The following is an 18,974-nucleotide window of genomic DNA, read 5'->3' on the forward strand; positions in this document are numbered from 1 at the left end:
CCTTACGTCCCTACAACAGCGGCGAGGGCGTCGTTCGGTTGCGCGCCGTCCAGGTGAATCAGCGCCCAGACCGCGAAGAACAACAGCCGCCACCGCATCGGCCCCTCGGCCAGCATCCGCGCGCCCGCGTCGGGGCCCGCGAGGCGGCGCACGGCCTCCACCTCGCCGATCCGCCGGGCGATGTCGGCGGCGCGGGGCGCGATCCAGGCGTCCACCGGCACGGTGAAGCCCTGCTTCCTGGCCCAGGGCCGGGCGGCCGGGCAGGCGCGTTCCAGCCAGCGCCGTAGCAGCCACTTGCCGTGGCCGCCGCGCACCTTCGCGCGATCGGACAGGCTCCAGGCGAAGGCGGCCACCTCGCGGTCCAGGAAGGGGGTGCGGCCTTCCAGCCCGTGGGCCATCAGGCAGCGGTCCAGCTTCAGCAGCAGGTCGGCGGGCAGCCAGGTGGCGATGTCGGCCCATTGCGCGGCCTGGAGCGGGGAGAGGCCTTCGGGTCCTTTCGCGGCGGCGCGCCAGGCGGCCAGCGTGGCGTCGGCCGCGCCGCGAGGCTCGGCCGGCCGACCGCCCAGCCAGCGGGGCCGAAGCGCGCGGCGATAGCGGCCGTAGCCGCCGAACAACTCGTCGCCGCCCTCGCCGGTGAGGACGACGGTCAGGGTCCCCTTGGCCGCCTCGGCCAGTTTCCAGGTGGGCAGGACGGCGTAGTCGGCCGTCGGGTCGTCCAGCGCCCAGGCGACGTGGGGCAGCACCCGCCAGAAGTCGGCCTCGCCGAAGGTGGTCTCGCGCCAGTCGAGGTCCAGCGCCTTGGCCACGGCCTCGGCCGCGGCCCGCTCGTCGGCAGCGCCAGGCGCGTCGAAGCCGCAGGTGAAGGCCGTGACGGGCCGCTGGTTCAGCCGCGCCATCAGCGTGGCGATGGTCGCCGAGTCGACGCCGCCCGAGAGGAACAGGCCGTAGGGGACATCCGAACGCTGATGGACCCGCACGCTGTCCTCCAGCACCGCGTCGAGCCGGGACAGGAGCTTCGCCTCTCCCGCCAGGCGGGGGAGGGGGACCATCCGCTCGAGCGCGGATGGTGGAGGGGGCGGGATCAGGCGCGGCGTTCCGTCGTTCGCCTCCTCCACCGCTCGCTCTGCGGCGAGCGGTCCCCCTCCCCCATGAATGGGGGAGACAGGGGGGAGGAGCGGGGCGTTTCGCCAGCCGCCGACGATCCGGCCGTCGCGGATCTCGACCACCTCGCCGGGGACCAGGCGGCGCAGGCCCTGGAAGGGCGTCTTCTCGTCCAGCACATAGTTGAGATCGAGCAACTGCCGGGCCGCCGTCTCGTCCAGCGCCCGCGTCATCAGACCCGCCGCGAAGAACGCACGCGGTTCGGAGGCGAAGGCCAGGCCGCCGGCGTGCTGCATCAGGTAGAGCGGCTTGATCCCGAAGGGATCGCGGGCCAGCCAGGCGCGGCCGTCGGCGCCGATCAGGCAGAGGGCGTACATGCCGCGCAGCCGGGCGAACGCCGCCTCGCCCTCGCGCGCGTAGAGGTGCAGCAGGGGCTCGAAGTCCGAGCCGGTGGCGAGCGCGTCCGCCAGGCCGTGATCGCGGATCAGCTCGACGTAGTTGTAGATCTCACCGTTGCCGATGACGGTCGCGCCCGCGGCGTGAAGCGGCTGCCAGCCGCCGTCCAGATCGATGATCGACAGGCGGGCGTGGGCCAGCGACGCGACGCCGGCGCGTTCCACCCGGACGCCGTCCGGGCCGCGATGGCCCAGGGCGCGGATCATGGGTTCGGCGGCGGCCTGCCCCTCGCCGCCCAGCGTCCCGGCGATGCCGCACATCAGGTGTCTCCGTGGTCGGCGAACAGGCGCCGCCAGCGGGAGACGACGGCCGCCTCCGAGAACTCGGCCTCGACGCGGGCCGCGCCCGAGGCCGCGAAGCGCGCGCGCAGCATGGGCTGGTCCAGCAGTTCGCGGACGCCCGCGGCCAGGGCGTCGGCGTCGTCGATGGGGACCAGGCGGCCGTCGTCGCCGTCGCGGATCAGGGCGCGCGGACCCTGGCTCTCGGCCGCCACGACGGGCAGGCCGTGCGCCCAGGCCTGGATCACCACATTGCCCAGCGGCTCGTAGCGCGAGGGAAAGACGCAGACGTCCGCCGTCCGATAGAGGGCCGAGGCGTCGGTCCGCCAGCCCAGGAACCGGACGCGGCCCGCCACGCCCAGCGCCTCGGCCAGGCCCTTCAGCTTGGCTTCCAGCGGCCCGGCGCCCGCGACCCAGAGCCAAGCGTCCGGGATCCGCGTCAGGGCCTGCAACGCGACGTCGTGCGCCTTGGCCTCGTGCAGGCGGCCCAGGGCCAGAAGGAGCGGCGCATCCTCGGGCGTGTCCAGGCCGGCGCGCGCGACACCCTCGCCCTCGGCCGGCACCGCGGCGAAATTAGGGATGCAGGTCACCCGGCCGGCCGGCCAGCCCTGATCCACGATCCAGTCGGCGATGTCGTCGGTGTTGGCGACCAGATGGTCGAAGCCTTTGTAATATTTGAGGTTGTAGTATCCGCCCAGGCGCCCGATGCGCGCCCACGGGCCACGGGGCGTATGGCGCGCCGCGCGGTTCATCCAGGCCAGCGCCACGCGCGTGCGGTGGATCGCGGCGAATCCCGCCGCCGCCGGCCGGGTGAGGATGTCGAGCGGACCGCCGAAGCGCAGCACCCGGACCGGGACGCCGGCCTGAGCCAGCCGCGCCTCGCGCGCAGGATTTCGGCGGATCGCCGCAGCCTCGTCGACGCCCGCGCGCCGAAGCGCCTCAACCAGGTCGACGAAATAGGTCTCCGCGCCGCCTTCGCCGGCCGTTCCCAGGAGGTGCAGGACGCTCATGCCGGATGCGACCCTAGCGCTTCGCGGGCGCGCGCCCAAGCGCTTGCAGCGGAGCGCTTGAAGCCGGACGCCTCTCCCCCTATAACCCGCGCCTCGCGTGACGCGGGCGCCTGGCTTGGCTGGGTAGCTCAGCTGGTTAGAGCGGTGGATTCATAACCCACAGGTCGGCGGTTCGAGCCCGCCCCCCGCCACCAGGCGCCCGCCACGCGACGTTTCCCAAGACGGCTCCAACCTGCTCTCGCGCGTTCCGCGCGGATCGTGATGATGATTCAAACAGCGTCCGACGCCCGTCAGGCCGCGTCGCGATCCGTTGCGCCGGCTGCCGGCGTCGGGTCTTCGGCATGGATGGTCACCATCGCGTCATAGCCCTGGGCCTCGGCCTTATGCGCCGCCTGGCTCGCGGCGGCGACGGCGGCGTCGAGGCTGGAATAGGGGCCGAACCGTTTGTCGTTGAGGCCCACCGTCCAGACGCCGTCGATGAGATCGACCGTGTAGTTCACCTGCGGCATGTCCATCCTCCGACCCGGACAGCCACGAATGACGCCGCGATTCGGCGTCCTCGGCGAGGCCGGCAAGATGAATCCCCGCTAACCCTGCGTCTGGCACGCCGTTTGTTGCGTAACACCTCAGACGGGCCAAAACGGCACGTCGGCCGGATGGAGGCAATGCCGATGGCGTCTTCCGTTGTGGTGGCCCGTTCCAAGCCGGACGGGCTCGAATACCTGGCCCAGGGCGCGCGTATCGCCTGGACCGAAGCGTCCGATCTCGCCCAGCACTTCGAGACCGTGCGCGAGGCGACCCGGGCCGCGATGCGGCTTCCCAGCCGCATGCGTGCGTTCGCCCTGCCGGTGCAACCGGACGCGTAAAGGGTTGGAGGCGTAGGGGGTTCAGGCCGGGGCGGCCTCGCCCCACTCGTTCCAGCCTGCGAACCGCGGCGTGCCGGGCAGGTACATGCTGTCCTGGCGCGAGATCCGAAAGCCGGCGGCGGCGATGGCCGAGGTGACCGGCCGCGTGAGATGGCAGCCGCCCGCCATGCGCTTCCAGATCGGCTCGATCCGGCGCTGCCATGTCGCCACGCCGGCGTCCGGCGCCAATCCGTGTTCGCAGAAGAAGAGGCGACCGTCCGGCTTCAGCACGCGGCGGGCCTCGGCGAGCGCCCTCGCCGGCGCCTGGACCGAGCAGAGCGTGAAGGTGCACACGACGCAGTCGAAGCTGGCCGCCTCGAAGGGGAGGTTCTCGGCCGTCCCGTCGTCCACCCGCACGTTCAGCGCCGGATCGCGCGGCGCGGCCCGGGCGACGGCCCGAAGTTCGGGCGCGGGATCGACGCCGATCACCTCCGAGACCTTGCCCGGATCGTAGAACGCCAGGTTCAGGCCCATGCCGATCCCGAGCTCCAGCACGCGGCCGTGGGCCTGGGGCACGATCTTGGCGCGCTGCTTCATCATCGGCGGGGCCGAGCAGGCGCACCTGAGGAGGCGCGGAAGGACGAAGCGGTCGTAGAGCGAGGCCATGCCCGCAGGATGGCCCAGCTAGTCCGGATCGTACACCTTCGGCGCCGGAGCGATGGCTACGGGGCCGAGGGTGGTCTGGCCCGCCTCGAAATGGAGCGTGGCGCGGGCGACGTCGCCGGTCTCGCGCGCCTCGGCCACGGCCGCCGCGGCCGCGGCCCGGTCGGCGGGAATGGCGCCGGCGGCGCCGATCTGGGCCAGGGCCTTGGGAGCCTCGCGCAGGGAGACGTCCAGCAGGCCGTTGACCCGGCCGTCGGTCCCGACGCGCAGAGTTCCCGAATTGACGCCCAGCAGCGCGTCGCCGGCCGTGAGACCGCCGCGCTTGACCTCCATCCGTCCGCCGGCGGCGGACCAGTTGCGGACGATGGCGGGCCAGGTCCCGCCCTTCAGCGCGCTGGCCTTGGAGAGACGGCCGTCCCATTCGATGGAGATCGGCTTGTCCCCGGCGATGCGGCCCAGGAGGCCCGGAAACTGGCCGCCCTTGCCGTCCTTCACCGACAGCCAGACGCCGGCCTCGTCGCCCACTTCGGCGGGCGCGCGGCGGACGTGGAACTCCACCCGCTCGGCGGACTGGAGACTGAAGGGATTGGCGCCCGCCGCCGGCTGGAAGGCGAGGCCCACGCCCTCGAACGACAGGCTGGGCGGCGTGTCGCCGGGATGGCTGGCGCTCGCCCGGATGTACTTGCCCGTTACGCGGACCGGCCCTCCGGCGGGGCGGACGAAGGTGAGTCCCTCGGGCGCGGCGATCAGCCAGCGTGTCGGAGCGTGGAGGAAGGCCTGGCCCTCCAGGCGCGGCGCCTCCAGCGCCCAGCCCGAACGGTCGCGAAGCCGCGCTTCGGTCAGCTCGACGTTCAGCCGGAAGGGATAGCCGCCGATCTTCCGCTCGCGCCAACCGAATTCGTAACCGGCCTCGCGGAGCGCTGCGGCGCCGCGGTCCAGACCGGCCTGGGCCTGGCCGCGCGCCCAGAACCAGGCGACCGACCATCCCGCGATGAGGAGCACGGTGATCGCGACGACGACGATGGGCGTGCGGCGGCTGTATTTGCGGGGCGGGGACGGATCGGGCACAGACATTCCGGTGAGGTTCGGCCAAGAGGTTTTGGCCAGCAGGCGTGGCCGGGACAAGCGGGAATGGCGTCGGACAGGTGGGTCTTCGGCTACGGTTCGCTGATGTGGCGGCCGGGGTTTCCCTTCGCCGAGCGTCGGAAGGCCACCTTACACGGACGTCGCCGCGCCTTCTGCATCTATTCGGTGCATCACCGTGGGACCTACGAGCGGCCCGGCCTGGTGCTGGGGCTGGCGCCGGGCGGCGCCTGCCGTGGCGCGGCCTATCGCGTGGACGACGCCGACTGGGCCGGGACCTACGCCTATCTGATGGAGCGGGAACAGCCGACCGAGACCTATGTGGAGGCGCGTCGGAACGTGCGGCTCGACGACGGTCGGCGCGTGGAGGCCCTGTGTTTCCTGTCGGATGTACGCCATCCCCAGTGGGCGGGCGCGCTGGGCCTGGAGCGGCAGGCGGAACTCATCGCCGGCGCGACGGGATTGTCCGGCCGCAACGTCGAGTACCTGCGCGACCTCGTCGTCCACCTGCGCGAGATGCGGGTGCGGGACACCGCGATGGAGCGGCTGCTGGGCCTGGTGGAGACCCTGGAAAGCCATTCGGCCTGACCTGCCGACGACGAAGAAGGACGCCGACCGCTACAGCGCCAACAGCTCGGTCGAGCGCGTCTCGATCCGCTCTTCCAGCAGGCGCATGAACTCGGCCCGCTTGAGGCCGGGCTGGATGGGTTCGAGGTATTCGAAGACGATGGTCCCCGGCCGGCGGACGAAGCCGTGGGCCGGCCAGTGGGCGCCCGCGTTGGTGGCGACGGGGCAGACGGGCACGTTCAGTTCGCGATAGAGGGCCGCGATGCCCGGCTTGTAGTCCGGCGTGTCGCCGGGCGCCTTACGGGTGCCTTCGGGGAAGATCACCACCTGACGGCCTTGTTTGAACAACTCGGTCCCTTCGCGGATGACCTGCCGCATGGTGGTGGCGCCGCCCTCGCGATCGATGACGATGGTGCCGACTTTGCGCGCGTACCAGCCGAACCAGGGAATCCAGGCCAGCTCCTTCTTCATCACGAAGGCCGATGCCGGCAGCCAGGCGAACTGGGCGAACACGTCCAGCATGCACTGGTGCTTGGGCGCCACGATGGCGGCGCCGGCGGGAATATGTTCGCGGCCGCGCACCTCCACCTTGATCCCGCAGATGGGCAGCATGCCGACGACGCCCCGGCCCCAGATGTGGAACAGCGCCAGCGTCCAGCGGGCCGGGCCCAGCAGCACGGGCGTGGCCAGGACGGCGCAGGCGGCGGTCCACAGGTAGAACAGCGCCACGTAGGTCAGCGAACGGACGACGATCACACCGGCCCTCTCACGGTTGGGTTGTCTTCGGTTGCGGATCGTCGCGGGGACCGAGGCCGAGCACCAGCTCGCGGATCAGGATAGCCAGGTACTTGCTGTACTCGGTGATCATCAGACGCGCCGCCGCCGGGTTGCGCCACCAGTCACGAGCCTTCAGCGCGCGGGTGGGCACGGCGTAGGTCTGGGTCTTCACGCCCGCCGGACCCAGGACGGCGTTCAACTCCAGCATGGCGCGGGGCATGTGGTAGTCGGCGGTCACCACGATCAGGTCCTCGTAGCGCATGGCCCGCGCCCAGTCGGCGGTTTCGCGGGCGTTGCCGACGGTGTCGGCCGCGGTGAAGCCCAGATCGACGCAGCAGTCGTAGAGGCGGCGCACGGCGCGCGAGACGTAGCGGATATCCTCGCGGCTGGCCTGGCGGTTGACGCCCGACACCAGGACCCGACGGCCGTAGCCGTCCTCGAGCAGGCCCATCGCGGCGGCCAGCCGCTGGTTCGAGCCCGCGCCGGTGAGCACGACGATGCCGTCGGCGGTGCGCGGCGCTCGCACGGGTGTCTGGCCCTGGACGCGGTCGGCGAAGGCGAGCAGGCTGCAGAACCAGATGAACGCCAGGACCAGGAAGGCGGCGACGGACTTCATCAGAGCCTGTGTATCAGCCGCCGGGCCGTGATGCGCGCCGCAAGCGCGGCCACCAGAGCGGCCAGCAGCGGGCAGGGCAGGACCGCCATCAGGTCGGTCCAGGCGATGGGCAGGGCCGGCGTCAGACCCTGGCCGCCCCCGGCGACCCGCAGCACAGCCCCCGCGACCGCTGCGCCCAGCGCGCCCGCGGCCCCGGCGACCGCCGCGACCTTGGCGAAGCGGATCTCGAAGAGGCCGGCGATCTGGCCGTCCTCGGCGCCGGTGAGATGCAGCACCTCGACCACATCCCGCCGCGCCGCGAGCCCTGCGCGGGTGGCGAAGGCGATCACCGCGGCCGCGGCGCCGGCGATCAGCAGAAAGACGGCCGCGGCCGTCCAGCGGACCACTCCGGCAGCGTTCTTGATGTCCTCCAGCCAGACCGAGTGATCGTCGACCAAGGCATCCAGATCCTGGGCCTTGAGCGCCGCGTCCAGCGCCTCGCCGGTCGCAGGCTTGGCGCGATCGAGGCTGACGGCCACCAGCCGCGGGACGGGCAGATCGTCCAGGTCGGCGGTCACGTCGCCCAGCCAGGGCCTTATGAGGGCGTAGGCCTCTTCCTTTTCCAGGGCGCGCGCCTCGGCCACCCCAGGCACGCCGGCCAGAACCTCGGCGGCCCGGGCCGCCGCCGCGTCGGGCGTCTCGCCGCCGCGCGCGCGCACGATGACGGTGGCTTCCCCGGAGATCTCGCTGGCCCAGCCGTCGGCCGCCCGCGCCCCGGCGATGGCCGCCAGGGCGGTGAGGCACGCGAGGAAGCACAGCACGGCCACCACGAAGAGCAGCGCCGGGTCGCGCGCGTCCTTGTCCGGCAGGAAGGAGGCCGGCCGCCAGCGCGCGGGATCGAAGGGCTCGCTCATTCGACCGCAGCCTGTTCCACCGGACCTTGCGGCGGCAGGGGGCGCAGGCGGCCCTTGTCGAGATGCAGCACGGGCCGCGCCGAACGGGCGACCAGATCCTGGTCGTGGGTGGCGATGATGACGGTCGTGCCCAGGCGATTGAGTTCCACGAACAGGCGGTAGATGCGCAGCGCCATCTCGTGGTCGACGTTGCCGGTCGGCTCGTCCGCCAGCAGGATCTCGGGCCGGCCCACTACGGCGCGGGCGATGGCCAGCCGCTGCTTCTCTCCGCCCGCCAGTGTGGGGGGCAGGGCGTGCATCCGGGCCTTGAGGCCGACCCAGGCCAGGAGTTCGGCCACGTCGTTGCGATATTCGGCCGGCTTGTGGCCGGCGATGCGCAGCGGCAGGGCGGTGTTGTCGAAGGCCGACATGTGGTCCAGCAGCAGCAGGTCCTGGAAGACCACGCCGATCCGGCGCCGCAGGCGCGGCAGGTCGCGGCCGGGAAGGACGCCCACATCCTCGCCGAACAGGCGGATCGAGCCCGACGACGGCCGGGCCGCGAGATAGATCAGCTTGAGCAGCGAACTCTTCCCGGCCCCGGACGGGCCGGTCACGAAGTGGAACGAGCCGCGCGGCAGCGACAGCGATACGTCGCTCAGCACCTCGGGCCCGCGCCCGTAGCGCATGGACACGCCGGAGAAACGGAGGATTTCGTCGGCCGGCGGTTCGACCGCGGCGGTGTGGGCGTTTCTGGACATGGAGGCCGAAATCGGCGACCTCGGAGTGAGGGTGCTGGAGCGTCCGATTCGCCCATCATGATACTGACCTGTCCAGAGTGCGCCACCAGCTATTTCGTGGACGAACTGCGCATCCCGCGCAGCGGCCGGATGGTGAAGTGCACCAATTGCGGCGCCCGTTGGCGAGCCTTCCAGGACCCGGGCGAACCCGAGCCGTCGCCGCCCGAGGACGATCTCGTCGTCGAGGGGCCGCCACCCGAATCCCCACCGCCGGTCGCGGAAGACGCCGTCGCCGCGCCTGAGCCGCGGACGCGTCGAAAGCCCGCGCCGCCCCCGAAGCCGAAACGCTCGCCGGTGCTGCCCATCGGCCTGGGCGTGCTGGCGGCCCTGGCCCTGGGGGCCGGGGCGGCCATCGTGTTGCGGCATCAGATCGCCGGCGCGATCCCGGCCACTGCGCCGGTCTTCGCCGCCGTCGGCCTTCCGGTGAACAGCCTGGGCCTCGTGATCGAAGGGGTCGCCTCGAAGCCGGGGTTCCAGGGCGGCAGGCCCGTGCTCTCGGTCACGGGAGCCATACGAAACGTCCGCAAGGACGCCGTTGGAGCACCGCCGATTCGCGTCAGCCTGCTGGACCGCAACGGCAAGGTGGTGGCGGGCGTGGCGGCGCAGCCGTTGAACGCCAAGGTGCCGCCGGGGGCCACCCGCTACTTCGCGCTTTCGCTGCTCGATCCGCCGTCCGGCGCACACGACCTCGAAGTGGCGTTCGACCCCGACGCGGAGGTTCGGGCTCCGCCGCCGACGTCGTCGACGACCGCAGCGCCGCCGCCCGCCGAAGCCCAGCCGCTGCCGCCCGGCAGCCCCGACGCCCTGGAGGCGCATGACTGATCCCACACCCGCCGTCCTGATCGCGGAGGACGAAGTCGCCCGCCGTGTCGACGCCCTGGCCGCCGAGATCGCGCCCCGGATCGACGACGAGACGGTGGTGGTGTGCCTGCTGACGGGCGGCCTCTGGTTCGCCGCCGACCTTACCCGCGCGCTGGCCCGACGCGGCCGCCTGGTGCGGTTCGACGCGTTGTGGCTGGCCTCGTACAAGGACGAGCGGCAGTCGTCGGGACGATGCGAGGTGCGGGCCGATCTCCAGAGACCCGTTGCGGGGCGCAAGGCGCTGATCGTGGACGACGTGTTCGACACCGGCCTGTCGTTGTCCGAGGCGTATCGCCTGGTCCGCGACTCGGGCGCCAGCGAGGTCCTGACCGCGGTCTTCGCCCGCAAGCCCTGGCCGACGCCGCGATCGATGGAGCCCGACTTCGTGGCGTGGGAGGCGCCGGGCAGATTCCTGGTGGGTTACGGCCTGGATGTCGCCGGGACCCTGCGCGGGCTGCCGTACATCGGGGCGATGGATTGACCCTTACGATCCGCGAGGACGATCTCTCGGGCCAGCCGACGCGGGACCTGCTCGCGCTGCACCTGATGGGGATGAGGGACAGTTCACCGCCGGGCCATTCCTTCGCCCTCGACCTTTCAGGCCTTCAGGTTCCCCAGGTGACGGTCTGGAGCGCCTGGCGCGGGGACGCCATCGCGGGTGTCGGCGCGCTCCGGATGCTGGGCGGCGGCGTGGGCGAGATCAAGTCGATGCGGACCCATCCGGAGCATCTGGGCCAGGGCGTCGGCGCGGCGATCCTGGACCATATCCTGAGCGAGGCCCGACGCCGGGGCCTGGCGCGGCTCAGCCTGGAGACCGGCAGCGGCCCGGCGTTCGAGGCGGCGCTGGCGCTCTATCGCAAGCGCGGCTTCCGCGACGGTCCCGCGTTCGGCGACTACGAGAAGAGCGCCTTCAACCAGTTCCTGCATCTGGACCTGTAAGGGCCCGCCTACTGCCAGGGCGGCGCCTGCTCGCGGGCCAGCATGTCCTCGTAGGTCGGGCGGGGGCGCACGACGGCGAACCGGTCGCCTTTGACCAGAACTTCGGGGACGAGCGGGCGCGAGTTGTACTCGCTGGCCATCGCCGCGCCGTAGGCGCCGGCCGACATGAAGGCCACCAGGTCGCCGGGCTCGAACGGCGGCAGGTCGCGGTCGCGGGTGAAGGTGTCGCCCGTCTCGCAGACGGGGCCGACCACGTCGTAGGGGGCCGCCTCGCCGACGCGCGGGCGAACCGGGCGGATGTCGTGGTAGGCGTCGTACATGGCGGGCCGCAGCAGGTCGTTCATGGCCGCGTCCAGCACCAGGAACCGACGGCCCTCGGGCCGCTCGTGGATGTGGTTCACCCGCGCGAGCAGGACGCCGGCGTTCGCGGCGATGACGCGGCCGGGCTCGAAGGCGAGCTGCACGTCCAGCCCCGCCATGACGCGGCCGATCATGGCGGCGTAGTCGGCGGGCGAGGGGGGCTCGGGCTGGTTGAAATAGGGCACGCCCAGGCCGCCGCCCAGGTCCAGCCGCTCGACCGGCAGGCCTTCGCGCTTCAGGCGTTCGACCAGGCCGCGCATCTTCGCGAAGGCGGCCTCCATGGGTGCGAGGTCGGTGATCTGACTGCCGATGTGGCAGGCGACGCCCGCGGGCCGCACGCCGGCCATGTTGGCGGCGTTGGCGTAGAGGCGCTCGGCCTCGGAGAAGCTGACGCCGAACTTGTTCTCGGCCTTGCCGGTGGCGATCTTGGCATGGCCGCCGGCCGAGACGTCGGGATTGACGCGGATCGCGACCACGGCCCGCCGGCCCAGACCCTGGGCCACGCGGTTGACCAGATGGAGTTCCGGCTCGGACTCGACGTTGATCTCGGCCACGCCGGTCTCGACGGCGAAGGCGATCTCGGCCTCGGTCTTGCCGACGCCGGAGAAGACGATCCGCTCGGGCGGAACGCCGGCCGCCAGCGCGCGTCGGATCTCGCCCTCGGAGACGACATCGGCGCCGGCGCCGAGGTCCGCGAGCGTCCGGAGCACCGCGACGTTGGAGTTGGCCTTCACCGCGAACGCGATGAGCGGGTCCTTGAGGCCCGCGGCCAGCAGGGCGTCGCGCAGCACGGTGTAGTGCCGCTCCAGGGTGGCGGTGGAATAGACGTAGACCGGCGTGCCCACCGCCTCGGCGATGCGCGACAGCGGTACGCCCTCGCACGCGAGTTCGCCCTCGCGCAGCTCGAAATGGTTCATCGCGGGTTGGCGTAGGGATCGGGCAGAGCGCCCTGGGGCGGCAGGCCGCCGGGGCCGGTGTTGGTGCCGGGAATGGGCAGGGTGCGCGGCGGCGCGGGGTCGGTCGAGCGGTCGCGCGGATCGACGGTGTCGACCGGGCGGCTCGGGTCCTGCTGGCGCTGAGCGTCGTCGGCGGCGCGCGTGCTGTTGCGCTCGGCGCCAAAGAGCGGGCCGGGCCTTTCCAGCTGGCCCACCTTGCCGCAGCCGGCCAGGCCCGCCGCGAGGATCAGGGCGCCTGCGAGCGCCAGTGTGCGGGTCATGCCCAGGGTCATGCGAGGGCTTCCTTCCAACGCTCGATCTGCGCCCGGACCTGATCCGGCGCGGTTCCGCCATAACTCCTGCGGCTCGCGACCGAGGCCTCGGGAGTCAGCACATCGTAGACGCCCGCGGTGATCCGCGCATCCAGCGCCTGAAGCTCGGCCAGCGGAAGGTCCGGAAGGCCCACGCCCAGGACCTCGGCCCGCTTCACGGCCGAGCCGGTGACGTGGTGGGCGTCGCGGAAGGGCATCCCCAGTTCGCGCACCAGCCAGTCGGCGAGGTCGGTGGCGGTGGAGAAGCCGGCGCCGGCCGCCGCGGACATCCGCTCGACATCCGGTTCCAGGTCCAGGACCATGCCGGCCGTGGCCGACAGCGACAGCTCCAGGGCGTCGAACGCCTCGAAGGTGGGGACTTTGTCCTCCTGCATGTCCTTCGAATAGGTCAGCGGCAGCCCCTTCATCACCACGCTGAGCTGGGTGAACGAGCCCAGCAGGCGGCCGACCTTCGCGCGGACCAGTTCGGCCGCGTCGGGGTTCTTCTTCTGCGGCATGATCGACGAGCCGGTGGTGAACGCGTCCGACAGGCGGATGAAGCCGAACTGCGGGGTCATCCAGATCACGATCTCCTCGGCCAGGCGCGACAGGTGCGTGGCCGCGATGGACGCGGCGGCCAGGGACTCGAGCGCGAAGTCCCGGTCGGCCACGCTGTCGAGGGAGTTGGCCGTCGGACGGTCGAAGCCCAGCGCCGTCGCGGTCTGGACGCGGTCGATGGGGAAGGGCGAGCCCGCCAGGGCCGCGGCGCCCAGGGGGCTTTCGTTCATCCGCGCGCGGGCGTCGGCGAACCGGGAGGCGTCGCGGCCGAACATCTCCACATAGGCCATCAGGTGATGGCCGAAGGTCACGGGCTGGGCCGGCTGGAGGTGGGTGAAGCCCGGCATCACCGTGTCGGCGTGGGCTTCGGCCTTTTCCAGCAGCGCGCGCTGCAACGTCCGGAACTGGGCGATGGTGCGGTCGCACGCGTCGCGCACCCACATGCGGAAGTCGAGCGCGACCTGGTCGTTGCGCGAGCGGGCGGTATGCAGCCGTCCGGCCGCGGGGCCGATCAGCTCGCGCAGCCGCGCCTCGACGTTCATGTGGATGTCTTCGTACTCGTCGCGGAACGGGAAGGTCCCGGCCTCGATCTCGGCGGCGATCGTGTCCAGGCCGCCCCGGATCGCGGCGGCGTCCTCGCCTGAAACGACTCCCGTGCTAAACAGCATCGCCGCATGCGCGCGGGAGCCGGCCAGGTCCTGCGCCGCGAGCCGCTTGTCGAAGCCGATCGAGACGTTGATGGCCTGCATCAGCTCGGCCGGCTTCTGGGAGAATCGGCCGCCCCACATGGCCTGTCCCCCGAGGTTCGCCGGGGGCGGGCTTGCGGGCGGGTCGGAAGGAGACGAGGTCATATGAGCGAAGGTCCGGAAGCGGGCGGCCAGGGTGCTGAGGAACCGGGCGGTCGGGCGGGGACGCCCAGGGGCGGGTTCCTCAACTGGGCCCTCTGGGGCGCCGCCCTCGTGGGCGTCGCGGCGGTTGTCTACATCATCGCCCAGGCATCTTCCAACCAGCCCGGAACGCCGTCGGCGCCAGGTCAGTCGGCGACCAGAGCCGCCGAGGGTTTCGCCGGGAAATTCAAGCGGCCGGACCAGCCGACACCGCCGCCGGACTATGTCTTCTACGACGATGCCGGGAAGGCCATGAAGCTGGCCGACCTGAAGGGCAAGGTGGTCGTCATGAACATCTGGGCGACGTGGTGCGCGCCGTGCAAGGTGGAGATGCCGACGCTGGCCAAGCTTCAGGCCGCCTACAAGGGGCAGCCGGTGGAGGTGGTGGCCGTGAGCATCGACACCGTCGAGGACGCGGCCAAGGCGCGGCTGTTCATCGCCCAGAACGACCCGCTGAAATTCTACCACGACCGGGAGAAGAAGATGCCCTTCAAGCTGGTCCCGATGGCGCCGGGCGCCCCGACCACCGTCGTCTATGGCAAGGACGGGCTGGAGGTCGGGCGCGTGGAGGGTGAGGCGGACTGGGCGTCGCCGGAGGCGCGCGCCGTGGTCGACGCGGCCCTGGCGGCGGGGTGATCGGGCTCGGGTCGAGCCTCAGGCGGGGACGGTCGTGCGTTCGGCCTTCTCGCGAGGCGTCGGGGCCGCCGCGGCCCGTTCGGCCGTCAGGGTGCGGACCAGATTGACCAGCGAGCTTCGGACGTCGGACGGCAACCGCTCGTAGGCCGACAGCAGTTCGAGCGCGCCCGGCGTCCGCATGCGGGTGAGCAGGTCGAGGTCCTCGCCGGTCTCCTTGTCGGCTCCGTCGAACACATCCATCAGGTCGGTGACGCGGCATTTCAGCGCGCGCGAGATCTGGACCAGCCGCGAGAAGGAAATCCGGTTTGTGCCGTTCTCGTACTTCTGGATCTGCTGGAAGCTGACGCCGCACTGCTCGGCGAGGGCTTCCTGAGACATTCCGATCGTGCGGCGCCGAATCCGCACCGCCGCCCCGAGGGCGATGTCCATCGGGTCGGGCGCCTTCGTCGAAATCTCGGACATAACGTATCTCCATGGTGCGAGTGTCCCCGTCCGACCTCGCAAGCGCTAGTTGCGACTAAAGGCCTTTGTTAACGAAAGGCAAAGCCTTTTCGGCCGCCGCGCGACCGCCGTTCAACCCCTGCGAGGTCTTTCGACAGACTCGCGGTTAAGGTCTTGGTGACCGAAGCACCGCCGAACTGCGCCCGTTCGGAAGCGTGATTCTGCGAAGGCCATGCGCGTCATCCCCCTGCATCCTCCCTTCGACCACGGCGCGGCGCTCAGGGTTCCCCCTGCGCACGATCGGAAGAATTGGGCGGTGCTCTGGCAATGGCTGGGCGAGGACGCCCAGTCGGTGGCGGAGGCCGCGGCGGTGCAGGTGCGCACCCCCGAGGGGCCGGTCATCGCCCATAGCGGCGACTGGATCGTTCTGTCGCACTCCGGCTCGTTCCACGTGGCGCACACGATGCGGACGCTGGATTCCTGAAGCGAGACCCCCTCTCGAGTCGGGTGGCCGATTTCTGGGCCAAGGCGTCCGGAAGCCGCGGACGCCCAGCCTGAGCCGGCGCAAGGCGACGTCCTGCGCCGGCCGCTTCGCCGCACCGCACCACGTCGGAAGGCCTGAAAGCGCGGATCGCGGGTGGACATCCTGGGGGCTGCGGAGTCACCTAGGGCGCATGAGTGAAATTGACACCTCCCCTGTCACTTCTTCCGCGGACGGCATGGCGCTGATCCCGGGTGGCGAATTCGCGATGGGTTCGGATCATGCCTACCCCGAGGAGGCGCCCGTGCGACGCGTGCGGGTGGACCCGTTCTGGATGGACCTGACGCCGGTGACGAACGCCCAGTTCGCGCGTTTCGTGGCCGAAACCGGCTTCGTCACCTTCGCCGAGATCGCGCCGACGCGGGAGCAGTACCCCATGGCGCACCCCGACATGCTCAAGGCCGGGTCGGCGGTGTTCCAGCCGACGCGCGGGCCGGTGCCGATGCACGACTCCGGCGCATGGTGGGACTATCGGTTCGGCGCTTCGTGGCGCAAGCCGCTGGGGGCGGGCAGCTCGCACGAGGCCCTGGCGGACCATCCGGTGGTCCATGTGACTTACGACGACGCCGTGGCCTATGCGGCATGGGCCGGCAAGCGGCTGCCGACCGAGGCCGAATGGGAGTTCGCGGCGCGCGGCGGCCTGGACGGCAGGGACTACGCCTGGGGCGACGAACTCGAGCCGGGCGGCGCGACGCTGGCCAACTACTGGCAGGGCCAGTTCCCCTATCAGAACCTCCTCACCGACGGCTGGGAACGGACCTCGCCGGTCAGGAGCTATGCGCCCAACGGCTACGGCCTCTACGACATGATCGGGAACGTCTGGGAGCTGACCTCCGACTGGTACGCCATGCCCCAGGCGCCGGCGAGCCCGTGCTGCACCTCGGTCAATCCGCGGGGCCCGGCGGCCAGCGACGACCTGGCGAAGCTGGGCCCCCGGCGCGTGATGAAGGGTGGCTCGCACCTCTGCGCCGAGAACTACTGCCGTCGCTACCGCCCCGCCGCGCGGCACCCCCAGATGGCCGACACCTCGACCTCGCACGCCGGGTTCCGCTGCGTGCGCGACGTCTGATCCCGGGTTCCGCGCGGGCCGCGCGATCCTGACGTTGGGGCGCCGTTGCCGGGTCGCGGCGGCCCGTGCAGGGTCGCCCAAACCATTCGGGAGGCTGCGGTGAGCGAGGAGATGCTGCTGGTCGAGGACCTGGGCGACGGCGTCCAGCGCCTGACCATGAACCGGCCCGAGCGGCTGAACGCCCTGAATCATCCGGCCGCCGAGGGCCTGCTGACGCATTTCGAGGGGCTGCGGCGCAGGACCGAGGTCCGGGTTGTGGTCATCCGCGGCGCCGGCCGCGCGTTCTCGTCGGGCGCCGACCTCAAGGCCGGCGGCACGCCCGAGGCCCTGCGCGACGGGCCGAACGGGGACTGGGTGCTGCGCGACCTGATGAAGGCCATGCGGGCGTGCCCCCAGCCGCTGATCTCCACCGTACGAGGGGCCGCGGCGGGCGGCGGGCTGGCCATCGCGCTCGCCTCGGACGTCATCCTGGCCAGCGAGAGCGCGGCGTTCCATCCCGCCTTCATCAACATCGGCCTGTCGGGCTCGGAACTGGGCGTGAGCTGGCGGCTCCAGCGGATGATCGGATTGTCCAAGGCGCGCGAGATGCTGCTGGCGGGCCGGCCGCTCCTGGCCCAGGCGGCGCTGGACGCGGGCCTGGTGTCGGCGGTGACGCCGGAAGCCGAGCTGGACGACCAGGGCCTGGCGCTGGCCCGTGACATGGTTCGTGCGGGGCCGGACGCCCTGCGCCTCACCAAGCGGACCCTGGACCTCGCCCTGGAGACGGGCAGCTTCGACGCGGCGATGGAGGCCGAGGAGCGGGCCCAGATGCTGATGATCCGGGCCCGGTCTCGCGGCTGATCCCCCCAGCTGATCCCTAGGGAACCTTTCCGATGTCCACGGCGGTGGAGTCCAGCGGCAGGGTGTAGAGCGTCCCGTCGTCGGCGATGTGCCAGGCGCCCTTGCGCGTCTCGTTCAGGCCGCGGCGGAAGATGGCCTTCAGCAGGGGATTATCGGGCGCCGGCAGCAGGTGATAGAGGGCCAGCAGCCGCACGTCGGCTTCGTTCGCCGCCTCGGCCGCCTCGGTGGGCGAGATGTGGTAGCTCTGGATGTCGTCCATGATGTGGGCGACCCGATCGCGGCCGGCGCCGCGGGCCTGACCCTCGAGGGTCCGGATCATCTCGCGGTTCAGGGCTTCGGACAGGAAGATGTCGGCTCCCTTCGACGCCGCCGTCAGCCGGGCGTCGGCGGTGGTGTCGCCGGTGACGACGACCGAGCGGCCCTTGTAGTCGATCCGATAGGCGTAGGCGGGATGCACCGGGGCATGGTTTGTCTCGATGGCGGTGATCTTGAGGCCGTCCTTTTCGAGGATGACCGCTGTCGGCGCGGGCGAGCCCTCGGGCATCGTCACGGTCCGGGCGACCAGCGGCCAGGTCGCCGCCGGCATCAGCTTTTCGGTGTGGTGGGCGGTCCGATAGGTCTGGTCCAGGGCGTAGGCCTCGTTGAAACCCGCCACCACACGTTCGACACCGGGGCCTCCGTACACCGCCAGGGGACCGGGCCGGCCCTGGACCCAGGTCTGCAGGTTCAGTTCGCCCAGGTCGCCGATGTGGTCGGAGTGGAAGTGGGTCAGCAAGACGCCGTCCACCTGGCCGAGCGGGATGCCCCAGAGCATGAGATTCTCGACGGACTCCGGTCCGACGTCGACGATGTAGATCTTGCCCCCCGCGATCACGGCGACGCAGGACTTGGCGCGCTTGGGGCTGGGCAGCGGCGCCGAGGTGCCGCAGACGGCGACACGCAGGGCGTCGTCCTTCATCAGCGCGGAGGTGTCGCGCGCCACGCCCTGCCGGGCGAAGGTCGCGAGCAGGCGATCCTGGACGCCGGCGTTGTTGAGCGTCGCGCCCAGGGCGAGCACGACGCCCGCGATGACGAGGGCCGAAATGGCGATTGCCCGCAGCGGCCGCCGGGGCGCCGAGCCGTCGCCCAGCGTGCGGACGTGCAGGCCCAGGGCCAGCGCGCCGATGGCCTCGATCGGCACGTTGGGCAGAACGCCCGAAGCGTCGCCAGTGACCGCCCAGGTGAGGAGCCGGCCGGTGACGATCAGGCCTAGGAGGGCCGCCCCGACGCTCAGCAGCGTGTGGCTGCGGCGCCAGAGGCCGACGAGGCAAAGCGCCGAGAGGATCAGGAACGCGCCGCCGAAGTCGCCGCGCAACGTGGAGAGGCCCGCCACCCCGATGGGCTCGACGGAAAGCCGTTCGGCCAACCGCTCCGGCGCCAGCCAGAAGCCCGCGCCTAGGATCGCGAAGAGGACGCCATAGAGGGCGACCAGGATTCGAGTGACGACGGCCATGCTTGTTCTCCCCCCGAGGCCGTGGCGGCCTCTCTTTCG

The 18,974-nt window shown here is 71.5% G+C and carries 23 protein-coding genes and 1 tRNA gene; 10 read left to right on the forward strand and 14 right to left on the reverse strand.

Going from position 1 to position 18,974, the window contains the following annotated elements:
- Nucleotides 1–2: 2 nt before the first annotated feature.
- Both ABS78_RS18785 and ABS78_RS18790 read right to left on the reverse strand, forming a co-directional pair.
- On the reverse strand, nt 3–1,817 hold the full coding sequence (locus ABS78_RS18785) for an asparagine synthase-related protein (protein WP_293382993.1): 1,815 nt from the start codon (nt 1,815–1,817) through the stop codon (nt 3–5).
- The gene (locus tag ABS78_RS18790) at nt 1,817–2,845 is read right to left on the reverse strand and encodes a glycosyltransferase (RefSeq protein ID WP_293382996.1); all 1,029 of its coding nucleotides are present in this window, start codon (nt 2,843–2,845) and stop codon (nt 1,817–1,819) included. The genes ABS78_RS18785 and ABS78_RS18790 overlap by 1 nt, the downstream gene beginning before the upstream one ends.
- 117 nt (nt 2,846–2,962) lie before the next feature.
- On the opposite strand from ABS78_RS18790, the gene ABS78_RS18795 reads away from it, so the two are divergent.
- Nucleotides 2,963–3,039 (forward strand) — tRNA-Met (locus ABS78_RS18795).
- A gap of 96 nt (nt 3,040–3,135) precedes the next feature.
- Here ABS78_RS18795 and ABS78_RS18800 read toward each other — a convergent pair.
- On the reverse strand, nt 3,136–3,354 hold the full coding sequence (locus tag ABS78_RS18800) for a hypothetical protein (protein ID WP_293382999.1): 219 nt from the start codon (nt 3,352–3,354) through the stop codon (nt 3,136–3,138).
- Nucleotides 3,355–3,516: 162 nt separating this feature from the next.
- Between ABS78_RS18800 and ABS78_RS18805 the strand changes: the two genes are divergently transcribed.
- Nucleotides 3,517–3,711, forward strand: a complete 195-nt coding sequence (locus ABS78_RS18805; protein ID WP_293383001.1) for a hypothetical protein — start codon at nt 3,517–3,519, stop codon at nt 3,709–3,711.
- A 21-nt stretch (nt 3,712–3,732) separates the two neighbouring features.
- Here ABS78_RS18805 and ABS78_RS18810 read toward each other — a convergent pair whose 3' ends face one another.
- Both ABS78_RS18810 and ABS78_RS18815 read right to left on the reverse strand, forming a co-directional pair.
- Complete coding sequence (locus ABS78_RS18810; protein ID WP_293383004.1) at nt 3,733–4,356, reverse strand: class I SAM-dependent methyltransferase; 624 nt, start codon at nt 4,354–4,356, stop codon at nt 3,733–3,735.
- 18 nt (nt 4,357–4,374) lie between these two features.
- A complete protein-coding gene (locus ABS78_RS18815; protein ID WP_293383006.1) occupies nt 4,375–5,421 on the reverse strand; it encodes a DUF2125 domain-containing protein in 1,047 nt (348 codons plus the stop codon).
- Between the two features lie 63 nt (nt 5,422–5,484).
- Between ABS78_RS18815 and ABS78_RS18820 the strand changes: the two genes are divergently transcribed.
- The gene (locus tag ABS78_RS18820; RefSeq protein WP_293383008.1) at nt 5,485–6,024 is read left to right on the forward strand and encodes a gamma-glutamylcyclotransferase; all 540 of its coding nucleotides are present in this window, start codon (nt 5,485–5,487) and stop codon (nt 6,022–6,024) included.
- Between the two features lie 30 nt (nt 6,025–6,054).
- Here the strand turns inward: ABS78_RS18820 and ABS78_RS18825 are convergent, their stop codons facing one another.
- The 4 genes from ABS78_RS18825 to ftsE are packed head-to-tail and all read right to left on the reverse strand — an operon-like array spanning nt 6,055 to nt 9,026.
- Entirely contained in the window at nt 6,055–6,759 is a 705-nt protein-coding gene (locus tag ABS78_RS18825; RefSeq protein WP_293383010.1) for a lysophospholipid acyltransferase family protein, read from the reverse strand.
- Between the two features lie 10 nt (nt 6,760–6,769).
- Nucleotides 6,770–7,396 (reverse strand): YdcF family protein, encoded by a 627-nt coding sequence (locus ABS78_RS18830; protein WP_293383012.1) that lies wholly within the window; start codon nt 7,394–7,396, stop codon nt 6,770–6,772.
- Nucleotides 7,396–8,289 carry an FtsX-like permease family protein gene (locus tag ABS78_RS18835; protein WP_293383014.1) on the reverse strand — a complete coding sequence of 298 codons (894 nt, stop codon included), beginning with the start codon at nt 8,287–8,289 and terminating at the stop codon, nt 7,396–7,398. The genes ABS78_RS18830 and ABS78_RS18835 overlap by 1 nt, the downstream gene beginning before the upstream one ends.
- A complete protein-coding gene (ftsE, locus tag ABS78_RS18840; RefSeq protein ID WP_293383016.1) occupies nt 8,286–9,026 on the reverse strand; it encodes a cell division ATP-binding protein FtsE in 741 nt (246 codons plus the stop codon). Before ftsE ends, ABS78_RS18835 begins: the two co-directional genes overlap by 4 nt.
- A 57-nt stretch (nt 9,027–9,083) precedes the next feature.
- Here ftsE and ABS78_RS18845 point away from each other — a divergent pair, with 57 nt between their 5' ends.
- The 3 genes from ABS78_RS18845 to ABS78_RS18855 are packed head-to-tail and all read left to right on the forward strand — an operon-like array spanning nt 9,084 to nt 10,865.
- Nucleotides 9,084–9,887: a DUF3426 domain-containing protein gene (locus ABS78_RS18845; protein ID WP_293383017.1), complete on the forward strand. Its 804-nt coding sequence runs from the start codon at nt 9,084–9,086 to the stop codon at nt 9,885–9,887.
- Nucleotides 9,880–10,407 carry a phosphoribosyltransferase family protein gene (locus ABS78_RS18850; RefSeq protein ID WP_293383019.1) on the forward strand — a complete coding sequence of 176 codons (528 nt, stop codon included), beginning with the start codon at nt 9,880–9,882 and terminating at the stop codon, nt 10,405–10,407. The genes ABS78_RS18845 and ABS78_RS18850 overlap by 8 nt, the downstream gene beginning before the upstream one ends.
- Nucleotides 10,404–10,865, forward strand: coding sequence for a GNAT family N-acetyltransferase (locus ABS78_RS18855; RefSeq protein ID WP_293383021.1), 462 nt, complete (start codon nt 10,404–10,406; stop codon nt 10,863–10,865). The genes ABS78_RS18850 and ABS78_RS18855 overlap by 4 nt, the downstream gene beginning before the upstream one ends.
- Before the next feature lie 8 nt (nt 10,866–10,873).
- Here the strand turns inward: ABS78_RS18855 and lysA are convergent, their stop codons facing one another.
- The 3 genes from lysA to argH are packed head-to-tail and all read right to left on the reverse strand — an operon-like array spanning nt 10,874 to nt 13,880.
- On the reverse strand, nt 10,874–12,142 hold the full coding sequence (gene lysA / locus ABS78_RS18860) for a diaminopimelate decarboxylase (protein ID WP_293383023.1): 1,269 nt from the start codon (nt 12,140–12,142) through the stop codon (nt 10,874–10,876).
- The gene (locus tag ABS78_RS18865) at nt 12,139–12,453 is read right to left on the reverse strand and encodes a hypothetical protein (protein WP_293383025.1); all 315 of its coding nucleotides are present in this window, start codon (nt 12,451–12,453) and stop codon (nt 12,139–12,141) included. The genes lysA and ABS78_RS18865 overlap by 4 nt, the downstream gene beginning before the upstream one ends.
- A complete protein-coding gene (argH, locus tag ABS78_RS18870; RefSeq protein WP_293383027.1) occupies nt 12,450–13,880 on the reverse strand; it encodes an argininosuccinate lyase in 1,431 nt (476 codons plus the stop codon). The genes ABS78_RS18865 and argH overlap by 4 nt, the downstream gene beginning before the upstream one ends.
- Here argH and ABS78_RS18875 point away from each other — a divergent pair, their 5' ends adjacent.
- Nucleotides 13,881–14,552: a TlpA disulfide reductase family protein gene (locus ABS78_RS18875; protein WP_293383029.1), complete on the forward strand. Its 672-nt coding sequence runs from the start codon at nt 13,881–13,883 to the stop codon at nt 14,550–14,552.
- Nucleotides 14,553–14,570: 18 nt separating this feature from the next.
- Here the strand turns inward: ABS78_RS18875 and ABS78_RS18880 are convergent, their stop codons facing one another.
- Entirely contained in the window at nt 14,571–15,014 is a 444-nt protein-coding gene (locus ABS78_RS18880) for a helix-turn-helix transcriptional regulator (RefSeq protein ID WP_293383031.1), read from the reverse strand.
- A gap of 211 nt (nt 15,015–15,225) precedes the next feature.
- Here ABS78_RS18880 and ABS78_RS18885 point away from each other — a divergent pair, with 211 nt between their 5' ends.
- The 3 genes from ABS78_RS18885 to ABS78_RS18895 all read left to right on the forward strand — a co-directional run bounded on the left by ABS78_RS18885 (nt 15,226) and on the right by ABS78_RS18895 (nt 17,443).
- Nucleotides 15,226–15,477 (forward strand): hypothetical protein, encoded by a 252-nt coding sequence (locus tag ABS78_RS18885; protein WP_293383033.1) that lies wholly within the window; start codon nt 15,226–15,228, stop codon nt 15,475–15,477.
- A gap of 235 nt (nt 15,478–15,712) precedes the next feature.
- On the forward strand, nt 15,713–16,603 hold the full coding sequence (locus ABS78_RS18890; RefSeq protein WP_293383035.1) for a formylglycine-generating enzyme family protein: 891 nt from the start codon (nt 15,713–15,715) through the stop codon (nt 16,601–16,603).
- A gap of 99 nt (nt 16,604–16,702) precedes the next feature.
- Complete coding sequence (locus ABS78_RS18895; protein ID WP_293383037.1) at nt 16,703–17,443, forward strand: enoyl-CoA hydratase-related protein; 741 nt, start codon at nt 16,703–16,705, stop codon at nt 17,441–17,443.
- 16 nt (nt 17,444–17,459) lie between these two features.
- Here ABS78_RS18895 and ABS78_RS18900 read toward each other — a convergent pair whose 3' ends face one another.
- Nucleotides 17,460–18,935 carry an MBL fold metallo-hydrolase gene (locus ABS78_RS18900; RefSeq protein ID WP_293383039.1) on the reverse strand — a complete coding sequence of 492 codons (1,476 nt, stop codon included), beginning with the start codon at nt 18,933–18,935 and terminating at the stop codon, nt 17,460–17,462.
- Between the last annotated feature and the right edge of the window lie 39 nt (nt 18,936–18,974).

The sequence above is a fragment of the Phenylobacterium sp. SCN 70-31 genome (assembly GCF_001724605.1).
Lineage (GTDB): Bacteria > Pseudomonadota > Alphaproteobacteria > Caulobacterales > Caulobacteraceae > Phenylobacterium.